Here is a 12,928-nt window from a genome sequence, read left to right on the forward strand (position 1 = left end):
AAATTAAGAATTTATAATTTCTAATTTATCTCCGAATATTTTCTTATATTTTGCGATTGCTTCTTCATTTACAATCTGATCAATTTTAATTTTTTCAGCAACTTTTTTATCTTCTGAACGTAATTTTTTATAAATTATATTAAGTTTATTTCAATCACTTGAAAGAATTGGAAGTAAAATTACATTTTCTCCGAATAATTCTTTTGTAAAATCTAAAAATGTTTCTTCCAATGAGAAAATTTTGAAATTAGTATATTGTTGAGGATTTGGTAATCCAAAAATAATAATTGAATCTTTTGATGAAACAAGAATTTTACCTTCCAATAATACAGAAACATATTTTTTTACATTTTTTTTATTTATATAAGAAGAAAGATAATTAAAACGATCAACAAATTTTTCTGTTTTCTTTTTATTATAATCAAATAAAACAGTAAGATAATGTTTAATATTAACAAAATCTGTAATTACTTTTTGATCATTTTTGCTTTCTGTAATTTTTATTTTTTTTATTTCAAAATCTGTATTTAAATTTTTAAAATTATTTTCTTTAATAAAATTTTCAATTTCTTTTGTTTTTGCGTCTTCTATTTCTTTTTCTTCGTTTAAAATTGATGCTTCATTAAGATCTTCTTCAAAAAGAAGATCTTCTTTTTTATCTAAAGAAGATACTTTTAATATTTTATCTTCTTCTTGAGATAATTCTTCTTCTAAGCTTTCTTCTTCTTTAATTTCATCTTTTTCTTCTTGATCAATATTTAAAGAAGAAATCTTTTCATCATTATTTTCTTTTTCTTGATAATAATCATTACTTAATTTATCTTTATCTTCATTATTTATAAATAAATTTATCAAAGATAATTTCAATAAATAAGGATCTTTTACATTAATTGAAAGATTAATTAAATTATTTAATAATTTTTGATGTTTTAAATTTTTTTCCAAAATTTGATCAGTAAGATAATTAATTAAAATTAATAAAAAATTCTTAAAATCAACTTCTGATTTTTGAATAAAATTAAGCATTTTTTGATTATCTTTTAAATACAAATTTAAAAGATTATCTGGTAATATTCCTAATATTTTTGTTATTTTATCTTGATTTAATTCTTTTGAATACAAAAATATTGTTTCTAAATAAGAAATTGCATCTCTTAATGAACCGTTTGCAATTTTTGCAACATATTTCAAACTGTCATCTAAAATTTTTGCTTCTTCCTGTTCTGCAATTTCTGTTAATTTTGTAAAAATTTCCTTTTCACTTAAAGTTTCTAAATTTAAAATAATCAAACGAGAAAGAACAGTTTCTGGAATTTTATTAATTTCTGTAGTTGCTAATAAAAAAATTGTTTTTTCAGGTGGTTCTTCCAATGTTTTAAGTAAAGCATTAAATGCTGATTTGGAAAGCATATGAATTTCATCAATAATATAAATCTTATAAAAAGAATTAGTAGTTGCATAATTTGCTTTTTCTTTAATATCTCTGATTTCATCTACTCCATTATTAGAAGCAGCATCAATCTCAATTACATCAAAGCTAGAAAAACTATTTATTTCATTACAAGATTGACAATTATTACATGGATTATATGATTCCTTGCTTCTTTCTTTACAATTTATTGATTTTGCAAAAACTCTTGCAAGTGTTGTTTTACCTACTCCTCTAATCCCATAAAAAAGATAGGCATGGTTAATTTTATTTTGTAAAATTGAGTTTATTAAAATTTGCTTTACAATTTTTTGTCCACAAATTTGATCAAAGTTTTTTGGTCTATACTTAATATATAATGAATTTGTCATTTTAATCGATAATTTATTGTTTAAATATATTAATTATTATAAAACTTATTAATTAATAATTAATAAATATAAACAAAAAGTCGCACATGACACTTCCCGATGTGGCTGCTTTGTTTCCAACCTGACCAAATTACAGGGTTATCATTGCGACTATAAAATTATAACATTTATTATTTAAAATTTATTAAATGGAAGGTATTTTTGTAACACTTTTGGAATAAGGATTGATTGATCTTTTTGATAGTAATTTTCAACAATTGCTGCAAATAGGCGATCAATTGCAAGTGCGGAACCATTATAAGTATAAAGGTACTCTTTTTCTTTAGTTTTATCATCAATAAATCTAGCATTCATTCTTCTAGCTTGAAAATCTCCGATTATTGAAAGCGAAGAAATTTCACGATATCTTTTTTGTCCAGGAAATCAAATTTCAAAATCTATTGTTTTTTTAGAAGCAAAAGATAAATCACCTGTACAAAGATTTACTAAACGATAAGAAATATCAAATTGATCTAATAATTCTTTTATTAGATCAATCATTTCTTTGAAATCATTTTCAAGATCTACTTTTTTTCCAATTTTAACAATTTCAACTTTACGAAATTGATGTAAACGAATAATTCCTTTTGTATCTTTTCCAGCAGAAGCAACTTCTTTACGAAAACAATTAGTAAATGAACAATATTTTAAAGGTAATTGTTTTTGATCAACAATTTTATTTGCTACTAAATTTGTAAGAGGAACTTCTGCAGTTGGAATTAAAAATTGCTTATTTTTAAGCTCAAATAAATCATCTTTAAATTTTGGTAATTGAGCTGTATTATAAAGAACTTTCTCATTTACAATTAAAGGAGAATCAATCATTTTATAAGATTTTTGTATACTAAAATCAAGCATAAGTCTCTCAAGTGCAAAAATAACTTGTGCTGCTTTATCTTGATAAATAACATGTCTTCTTCCAGAAATAAAAATTGCTTCTTCTTCCAAAATAAGTTTTTTTTGCTTTAAAATATCTAAATGAAATATTTCATTTGTTTTATGATTTTTAACTTTCTTTTCTAAGATAATTTTATTATCTTTTTCATTTTTTCCAATAGGAATATCATCAAAAGGAATATTTGGAAAAGAACTTACAATATTTATTACTTTTTCAAATAAATTTCTTTTGTTTTCACTATTTTTTTTAATTTTGCTTGAAAGTTTTTTTGCTTCTAATTTTAAATTAGGATTTTTAGGAATCTTTTTTGATAAATCATTTAATTTATTTCGATCATTTTCATCAATTATTAATGTTTTTTTATAATCATCATAATAAAATAAAAAATTGGTAAACTCTTTTGCTAAAAAATAGCCTTTTCGCTCGAACATTTTTAAATAAAAATCTTTATTATTTGCTAATTCTTTTAAATTAAACATATTTAATCTTTTTTAATTTTGAACCTTTACTGCTTTATTTTCTTCTAAAATATTATCTTCAATATCTCTTACAATTGTAATTCCTGTAATTTTATTTTCCTCTCTTAATTTTATTGTAGTTACTCCTTTAGTATTTCTTCCAGATTGTGAAATATTAGAAACATTGGTACGAATTATTGTTCCATCATCTTTAATAATCATTAAATCTTCATTTCCAAGTACTGTTTTTAAACCAATTAAACGTCCAGCTTTTTCAATATTTAAAGTTTTTACACCTTTTGCTGCTCTTTTTGTTAATCTGTATTCATTTAAATTTGTTAATTTTGAAAATCCTCGTTCAGAAATTGAAAGAATAAGATTTCCATTATTTGATGTTGCAAAACCAACAACATTACCACCAGAAGAATCAATTCCTTTTACTCCTTGTGTTACTCTTCCCATTGTTCGAATTTGATTAGATTTAAATCTTACAGCTTTTCCTGCTTGATTTCCAATTATAATATCAATAATTTCATTTTTAGGAATTTTAGTAACTCCGATTAAACGATCTTTTTCAGTTAATTTTAAAGCTTTTTTTCCGTTTATATTTATTCTTGTAAATTCATCTGCTGATGTTTTTTTAATTAATCCATTTTTTGTAAAGAAAATAAAATCATATTTTTGATAATCTTTTATTGCAACAATATCTTCTACTCTTTCTCCATTATGATCATCGATATTTTTAATAATATTGACAATTGGAATTCCTTTTGCATTTTTGCTATATTTTCTTACTTCGTAACCTTTTAAACGATATACTTTACCAAAAGAAGTAAAAAATAATAAATCTAAATGAGTATTTGCAAAAATAATTGTAGAAATAAAATCATTATCACTTGTTTTTGCTCCTCTAGAACCTATTCCTCCTCTTTTTTGTAAATTATATTCATCTACTTCTAATCTTTTAATATAACCTTTATTAGAAAGAGTAATAATAATATCTTTCTGCTCAATCAAATTTTCATCTGTAATTGTTGTATAATCTTCCAGTGAAATTTTTGTTAATCTTTTATCACCATATTTTTCTTTAATCTCATTAAATAATTTAATTAATTCTTGTTTTTGTCTATCTTTAGAAGAAATTATTTCTTCTAAATTTTTTATTTCTAAATTAATTCTTGTAAACTCTTGATTTAAATTAGAAATTTCAAGTCCCGTTAATCTTTGCAAACGCATCTCCAAAATTGCTTTTGCTTGATTATTATTTATTTTTAATAAATTTATTAAATTATTTATTGCAATATCAGTTGTTTTTGAAGCTTTAATTTTTTTAATTACATTATCAATATTACTTAAAGCTTTTTTTAATGCTTCTAAAATTTCTAAACGATCTAATGCTTTTTTTAATAAAAATTTAGCTTTTTTTAATAAGACTTCTAATTGATGATCAATATAAATTTCCAATAATTCTTTTAGATTAAATAGTTTTGGTCTACTATTTTTTAAGGCTAAAAGATTAACAGCAAAAGAAGATTGTAGTTGAGTTAATTTATAAAGTTTATTTACTTCAACTTTTACATCAGCATATTTTTTAAATTTAATAACAATCCTTATTCCTTCGCGATTTGATTCATCTCTTAAATCACTAATTGAACTAATTTGACCATTTTTAACAAGTTCCGCAATTCTTTCAATAAGTAATGATTTATTAATCATATAAGGAATTTCTGTAACTATTGCTTCATCTTTTGCTTCATTTATTTCAACTTTTGATCTAATTACAATTCTTCCTCTTCCAGTTTGATAAACATTTAATAAATCATTTTTATTTACGATTATTCCCCCAGTTGGAAAATCAGGACCACTTATTATATCAAGTAAATTATGAATTTCAATTTCTTTATCATTTAATAATAAAATTGCTCCATTTAAAATTTCATTAATATTATGAGGAGGAATTGATGTTGCCATCCCAACAGCAATTCCTGTTGATCCATTTAATAATAAATTAGGAATTTTACTAGGTAATACAGTTGGTTCTGTTTCTGATCCATCATAATTTTCTTGAAAATCAACTGTTTGTTTATTAATATCTTCAAGCATTAAATTTGAAATCTTAGCAAGTTTAGCTTCTGTATATCGCATTGCTGCTGCTGAATCACCATCAATAGAACCAAAATTACCCTGTCCTTTTACTAAAGGATAACGAAGTGAAAATGTTTGTGCCATTCTAACAAGTGAATCATACACAGCAGAATCTCCATGAGGATGATATTTAGCAATAACTTCTCCTACAGCACGTGCTGATTTCTTAAATGACTTACTATAATTCATATCAAGACCATACATTGCATAGAGAATTCGACGATGAACTGGTTTTAAACCATCGCGAGCATCAGGAATTGCACGAGATACAATTACAGACATCGCATAATCAATAAAAGAAGATTCCATTTCTTTTACAATTGATATTTCTTTTATATCTTCTTGATAATTTTTTTCTAAATTATTTTCATTTTCCATAATCATATCCTTAATTTAATAATCAAGTTTTGCATATAAAGCATTTTTTTCAATAAATTTCTTTCTTGGTAATACAATATCACCCATAAGTTCAGAAAAAACACGATCTGCATCTTGGGCATCTTCAATAGTAACAAGCAGTAATTTACGATTAGAAGGATCCATTGTTGTTTCTCATAATTGTAAATCATTCATTTCTCCTAATCCTTTATATCTTTGAATAGAAATTTTGCTATTTTTTTCTAATTTTTCTAAAAATTTTTCTTTTTCTTGATCAGTATAAATATATTTTGAAGATTTTCCTTTTGTTATTTTATAAAGTGGTGGTTGAGCTATATAAAGATGTCTATGTTCTATTAATTCTTTAAAATATCGAAAGAAAAAAGTAAGAAGTAATGTTCTAATATGAGATCCATCAACATCAGCATCTGTCATTATAATAATTTTTCCATATCTAATTTTTTCAATATTAAAATCTTCATTAATTCCTGTACCAATTGCAATAATTAAAGAATTTATTTCATTATTATTAAATAATTTATCAATTCTTGATTTTTCTGCATTTATTACTTTTCCTCTTAATGGTAAAATCGCCTGAATTTCACGATTTCTCCCCATTTTAGCACTTCCTCCCGCAGAATCTCCTTCTACAATAAAAAGTTCCGTAATTTGATTATTTTTTGAAGAACAATCCGCTAATTTTCCAGGAAGTGTACTTGAAAATAAATTATCTTTTCGTCTAGTTAATTCTTTTGCTTTTTGTGCAGCAACTCTTGATTTTGAAGCCTGTTTTATTTTGGCGATAATAAGTTGAGCTTGTGTAGGATTTTCTAATAAATAATTTTCAAATTGTTCTGAAATAATATTATTTACAATTTTTCTTACTTCAATATTAGCAAATTTACCTTTAGTTTGCCCTTCATACATTGGATCAGGATGTTTAACAGAAATAACAGCAGTAAGTCCTTCTTTTACATCATCACGAACAAAAATTTCTTGTTCCTTTTTAGGTAATTGTTCTTTTACATATTTATTAATAATTCTTATAATAGCATCAAAAAAACCTTGAACATGTGTTCCACCTTCAATTGTTGAAATATTATTTACAAAGGAAAGAATTTTTGGTTGATAAGCTGTTGTATATTGCAATGCAACATCAATTATAATGTCATCTTTTTTTCCACAAGAAGAAACAACTTCTTTTGTAATTAAATCGTAGCCTTTATTTAAATAACTTACAAAATCTATTAATCCATTTTTAAATTGATATTTAATTTTTTTTGGATCTTGATCTCTATTATCAGTAAATTCAATTAATAAATTCTTATTTAAATAAGCATTTTCTTTTAATTTTTTATTAATTATTTCAAAGTTAAAACTATCAACACCTTCATTAAAAAGCGAAAAATCAGGTTTAAATGTAACTTTTGTTCCTTTATGATCAGTTAAACCTAAATCTTTTAATCCACTAGATTTTGTTCCTCCTTCTTTAAATTCAACACTATAAGCATGCTTATTTCGAAAAGAAACAACTTCCAAAAAATCTGAAAGAGCATTTACTACTGAAGCCCCTACTCCATGTAATCCTCCAGAAACTTTATAACCAGATTTTTCTCCACCAAATTTTCCACCTGCATGCAATTTTGTAAACACTGTTTCTAAAGTTGAAATATTTGTTTTAGGATGAACTTCAACAGGAATTCCTCTTCCATCATCAGTAATTGTAATTGATTCATCAGGATTTAAAATAACTTCAATTTTAGTTGCATAATTTGCTAAAACTTCATCAATTGAGTTATCAATAATCTCTCATACTAAATGATGAAGTCCTTTATCATCAATATTTCCAATATACATTCCTGGGCGTTTACGAACTGCTTCAAGTTCTTCTAAAACTTGAATTGAATCTTGATTATAGTTATTTTCAATTTCCTTTGTTGTTTCATTTTCATTTTTCATGTTTTTCCTAAATTTCAATAAGTTGAACTTTTTGTTTTAATTTATCTTCTAATTTTGCTTTTGGTGATGTAATAAAAGAATTTAAATTTTTATCAATTAATATCTCTAAAAGTAAATTTGAATTTTTTTTATCTAATTCTGAAAATATATCATCCAATAGTAAAATAAATTCTAAATCATATTGTTTTCTTAAATATTCAATAAATGAAATAGCAAGTAATAAAATTGCCATTTTCATTTGTCCATCTGATGCAACTTTTAGATAAATATCTTTATTATATGTAATAAGATAATCATCTTTTGTAATTGTAATTGGTGGTTTTAAAAGTAAATTTTCTAAAATGTTATCATCTTTTGTAATTGCTTTTTTATAAACAACATTTAACTCTTTTTTAAGATATTTTTTTGTGTTCTTTTTATAAAAAGAATTTAAATTAGAAATTTTTTTTGTTCTAATATTTATTATTTCTGTTTCAAGATCACTAAGCGAATTTACAATCTCTGATTTTAACGATCTATTAATTACAATAGAATTATTATTAATATCTTGTAAAGAAATTAATAATTTATCAAAATCCATTAATAATTTTTCATAAATCTTATGATCTAATTTTATAAGCATATTAAATAAACTTTGTCTTGTTGTTTTTTGATATTTAAAATTATTTATTAATTTATTATTTATAAAAATGGGAATTGAAACTATTTTTTTATTTAAACCAACATTTTCTATTCCATTAAGTAATGATTTCTTTTTAATTGAAGAAAGTTCAATATCAAATTCTTTTCAAAGCTTATTAAAATCAGTTAATTTTAAGTTAATTTTTGCAATATTTTGCTCTTTTCTAATGAGATCTTGGAATTTTTTAGTACGAAAAGAAGAATTTTCTAAAGCATAAAAAAATGCCTCCAAAATACTTGTTTTTCCGCTGCCATTCTCTCCTAAAAAAACATTTATTTTTTTTTTAAAATAAATGTTTTTTTCCTCATGATTGCGAAAATTTTGTAAATTAATTTCTTTAATCATTTGAAATAAATTATACCTTTTTTAAAGATTTTAAAGTAAGTTATTTATTAAAGAAATAAATAAAAAATTAAGATTCTTTTTTTGCTTTATGTTGAATTATTACATGTTTTATAAGTTCCGTCGTCATCGTAAACATAGCTGAAAACACTCAATAAAGAGCTAGAAGGACGGGAACAATTAATCCCATAAAAACAAATACACCGATCATTATATTTTGTGTTTTATTTTGTTTTTTCATTGCTTTTTTTGTTTGCTCATCTATTCTTTTAATTCCTTTTCGTTTATTTGAAAGCATTCTTGGTAATTTACTTGATAAACCTTGAGCAAAACCAACAGCAATACCAACAAATAAATAAGCAAAGAATAAACTACCAACACTAAACATTCCCGAAATAGAAGAAATAGAAAATGAAAATTGACCAACAGAAATTATTTTATAAACAGGAAGAGCAGAAATAATAATCCAAATAGAAAGAAATATCGGCATCGTAACAAAAATCGTTCCCAAAGAAGCAAATGGATTAACATTATTTTTTCGATAAAGTGCCATTACTTCTTGTTGTTTACGTGCTTTCATTTGTTTATTTTTTTTATCATATTGCTGATATTTTGCATTTATCTGAGCAACTTGTGTTTGTACTTCTTGCATCTTAGATTGGTTTTTATTTGATCCAAAAGACATCGCATATCCTAGTCCTCTTAAAAGAAAGGTAATAATAAATATTCCTAAAATAACTCCCCAAACAGCACCAACAGGGAAAACAGATTGAATTATAATTGATAATTGTGCAAGCGGTCAAACAAAAAGACCATACATTGGACCATATGCGGGATCTCACGCATCTTTTCAATCTCCTAAATCATCAGTAAATATTTCATGATTAGAATTAAGTCCATTACCTTCGGCTTGATTTAATATTTGGTAAAGAGAAGCAACAATCCCAAAATTAGCAGTTGTTTCAACTAATGGGTTAATTGAAGCTGTTTCTGATTCTGTTGTAAAAGTTGTACTTATACCTATAAAAGGTGTATAAAATTGGATATCTCCACTTAAAATACTTTTTTCAGAAAGATCACTAATTTCATTTCCTTCATTATCTATGTATTTAAATTCATAACCAATATTAATGTATTGATTATAATCAATTAAATAATTAGCAATTAATTCACCATTTTCTTCTCTAAATAAATCATTAAAACTATTTGCAAAATCATTACTATTTGCATAATATAAAAATGAATTAGGGTCAAAATTAGTTTCAGCACCAGATTTATTTGAAGCTAATTCTATTAATTGTCAATCACCATTATCATCTTCTTCCATAAATGCTCATCCCGAAGCATCAGTACGATTTGCTTGTCCTGCTTTTGTTCCTTCGATTCAATCAGAAGATCTTAAAACATCAACATTTTGATATGTTGTATATTCTTCATCATCAGTTGAATCATAATCAAAATTACTTTCGTATGTTGTCTGTCCATTATATGTTTCATTTTCATAATTATATCCAGTGATTAATTGCATTGATCTTTGACTAGGATAAAAAACTTCAGAAGGATCTGAAACACTTTTTGAATTAATAACATCATAAGATGTTCCTACAATTAAATTAACAGACTGTAAATTTTGTCAAATTCCATTTGTTGAATTTAAAACATAAGGAGAATTTAAGAAATTAAATCCAATTGTATAATCAACTTTTTCTCCATTTGGTGGACCACTATCTTCATAAAATAAATAACTAATAATACCATCAACAGTTCTCTCAACATTATCAGGAATAGTAATATCTTCAATTGTTTCATCAACATTACTATAATCTAAACTATAGTTTATTTCTTGTTCAAAATCATATTGATAATTTTCTGTTAAAATTGAAAAATTATCTGTAATAGAATTAAATTGACCATTATTATTAGTAGAAACATAATAAGCTAAAATATTTGTATAAAATTTAACTTCACTTTCATAAAGATCATATTTATCTTGATTTATTTCTTCTACAGTTTCATCTTGATCTTCAATTATTTGATGTGAATAAGCAATACCATTAACTGGAGCTCAATTTAATGGATTTATTAAATCAGATGAATTAACATTACCTGTTTGCTCATAACTATTAATAAATTGATCTTCTGAAGAATTATTTAAATCAGAAAAATCAAATAATGGACCAGTATAGTAGGCAAATCCTCTTTGAATATTTGTATAATAATCATCACCATTAACAATTCCATCACCATTACTATCAATTGCATTTAATTCATCATCATAAGAATAAGCTTGAATATAAGAAAGATATTGATCACTATATGTTTGATTGCTTGTATTTCCTGCTAAATAAGCATAAAATTCTATTCCATCTATTTTTTGATCATCATTCCCATAAGGATTTGTATCAGCATTATAAATATCATAATCTTCTAAATTAAAATTACTATCATTTAATGCATATTGATAAAATTGACTTTTTACATCACTTGAAAAATAATCAAGATTAAAAGGCATAATTAAATATTGATTATTTATTAAATCAACATTTGTTCAATCATAATCTAAAAAGGCAGTAGAATAATAAGTACTAAAAGAAAGATTAGCAACAGAAGATAATAAAGAAATTTGATAATCAGCAATATTTTCTCCAGGAGTAGTGAAGAAATTATAATCAATATCATCAGGATCAACATTATCATTATTTATTCCTAATAAATAATTATAGTTAGGACGATAGACTTCAAAAGGTAATAAAAAATTATCTTCTTCTAAATCATCTGTAAAAGGATTATCACCCTCTGCGACAATTTGATAAGAAAAGGTTGATTTTTGTCCTTTATACATATTAGGTACAACTGATTGTTTATTACCATAAAATTCAAGTCCCCTTGAAACTTGTTGAGTTGTTGTATGAATAAATTCAGCAGCACAACCTCAAAGTGTAACTACTGTTAAAAATGAAAATAAAATTCACTTACTATATTTTCTAATTAATTTAAAAATTTTTGAAAAAGAAAAATCACCAGATTCATCTGATTTTTTAACTTCTTCGTAAAATGAGTGATTACCTTTTGCCATTTATAAATATTTCAGTTTAAATAAATTTATTTAATAAATTTATAATTATCTGTTCTTTTTTTTCAAAACTTAAATCATAGAAAGGTTTTTTTACAATTATTATAAAATTTTTCTTAATTAAATTTAAATTTTGAAAATTCCCTATAATGTTTTTAATTTGTCTTTTTTGCTTATTTCGAAAAACTGCATCACCATGTTTTTTGGGGATTGAAATTCCTATTTTTGTTTCATCATTAGGAAGATAAAAAATGGAAAAATATTCTGAATATCATTTTTTACCTTCTGATAAAACCTTTTGAAATAATTGTTTATTTTTTAATGAATAAATTTTCTTCATTAGCTTAAAAATAATTAATTAGTAAGTTTTTTTCGTCCCTTACTTCTTCTTGACTTTACTACTTTCTGACCCTGTTTAGTTGCCTTTCGAGCACGAAATCCATGAGTTTTTGCTTTTTTACGCTTATTAGGTTGATAAGTTCTTTTCATTTCTACTCCTTATATTATTAATTAATAAATATGTATTATATTATATAATAATTCCTCTTAATATTATAAGTTTGAGAAATAATTAGTTATTGAAAATTTAGCAAATATTTTATCTATTTTATATTTAAGATCTTTATTTAAAATAGTTACAAGTTTAATTTATTATTTTTAATTTCTTTTATAAGATTTTCAAGTTATAAATCAAATAACAATTAAATTATCAAATAAAGTTTTGTAATAATCCTTTTAAAAAACATTTTTAATAATATTTTTTAATAAATTTATTAAAATAATTTAATTTAGAAATTTTTAAAGTAAGTTTATAATCAAATGATTTTAATTTTTCATCTTCAATTAGTAAATTAATAATTTTGTCTAAATTTTTTTAAAGATTAATCGATAAATTTCTATATTTAAGTTATATTTAAAATTAATAAATTTCGCAAAATAAGTTAATTTGTGGAAATTGTTTATAATGTGTGGAAAAATAAAAAATATTAATTATCCTGTGGAAAACTTTTACTTTTTTAAATATTAATATTTAATAATTAAGATATTAAACAAATTAAAATGTTTAAAAGTTTTCCACAGGGTTGTGGAAAAATAATTAATATTTATTACTTTTCCACAATTTAAAAAATGTTTATTATAATTTTTATATACTT

8 protein-coding genes and 1 other RNA gene are annotated in these 12,928 nt (G+C 23.5%); all 9 read right to left on the reverse strand.

Annotation, left to right across the window (positions count from 1 at the left end; genetic code table 4):
• Positions 1-3: 3 nt before the first annotated feature.
• Positions 4-1,800: a DNA polymerase III subunit gamma/tau gene (dnaX, locus tag X271_RS03230; RefSeq protein WP_025208984.1), complete on the reverse strand. Its 1,797-nt coding sequence runs from the start codon at positions 1,798-1,800 to the stop codon at positions 4-6.
• Between the two features lie 64 nt (positions 1,801-1,864).
• Positions 1,865-1,961: signal recognition particle sRNA small type (gene ffs, locus X271_RS03235), an RNA gene on the reverse strand.
• Positions 1,962-1,974: 13 nt separating this feature from the next.
• The gene (gene serS / locus X271_RS03020; RefSeq protein WP_025208985.1) at positions 1,975-3,216 is read right to left on the reverse strand and encodes a serine--tRNA ligase; all 1,242 of its coding nucleotides are present in this window, start codon (positions 3,214-3,216) and stop codon (positions 1,975-1,977) included.
• 12 nt (positions 3,217-3,228) lie between these two features.
• Positions 3,229-5,718: a DNA gyrase subunit A gene (gene gyrA / locus X271_RS03025; protein ID WP_128571666.1), complete on the reverse strand. Its 2,490-nt coding sequence runs from the start codon at positions 5,716-5,718 to the stop codon at positions 3,229-3,231.
• Positions 5,719-5,733: 15 nt separating this feature from the next.
• A complete protein-coding gene (gyrB, locus tag X271_RS03030; protein ID WP_038462297.1) occupies positions 5,734-7,677 on the reverse strand; it encodes a DNA topoisomerase (ATP-hydrolyzing) subunit B in 1,944 nt (647 codons plus the stop codon).
• A gap of 7 nt (positions 7,678-7,684) precedes the next feature.
• Positions 7,685-8,704, reverse strand: a complete 1,020-nt coding sequence (locus X271_RS03035; protein ID WP_025208988.1) for an AAA family ATPase — start codon at positions 8,702-8,704, stop codon at positions 7,685-7,687.
• Positions 8,705-8,771: 67 nt separating this feature from the next.
• Complete coding sequence (gene yidC / locus X271_RS03040; RefSeq protein WP_025208989.1) at positions 8,772-11,777, reverse strand: membrane protein insertase YidC; 3,006 nt, start codon at positions 11,775-11,777, stop codon at positions 8,772-8,774.
• Between the two features lie 16 nt (positions 11,778-11,793).
• A complete protein-coding gene (rnpA, locus tag X271_RS03045; protein WP_025208990.1) occupies positions 11,794-12,114 on the reverse strand; it encodes a ribonuclease P protein component in 321 nt (106 codons plus the stop codon).
• A gap of 14 nt (positions 12,115-12,128) precedes the next feature.
• Positions 12,129-12,263, reverse strand: a complete 135-nt coding sequence (rpmH, locus tag X271_RS03050; protein WP_025208991.1) for a 50S ribosomal protein L34 — start codon at positions 12,261-12,263, stop codon at positions 12,129-12,131.
• Positions 12,264-12,928 lie beyond the last annotated feature (665 nt).

Origin of the sequence: Candidatus Hepatoplasma crinochetorum Av (assembly GCF_000582535.1) — a bacterium.
Taxonomy (GTDB): Bacteria; Bacillota_I; Bacilli_A; order Mycoplasmatales; family Hepatoplasmataceae; genus Hepatoplasma; species Hepatoplasma crinochetorum.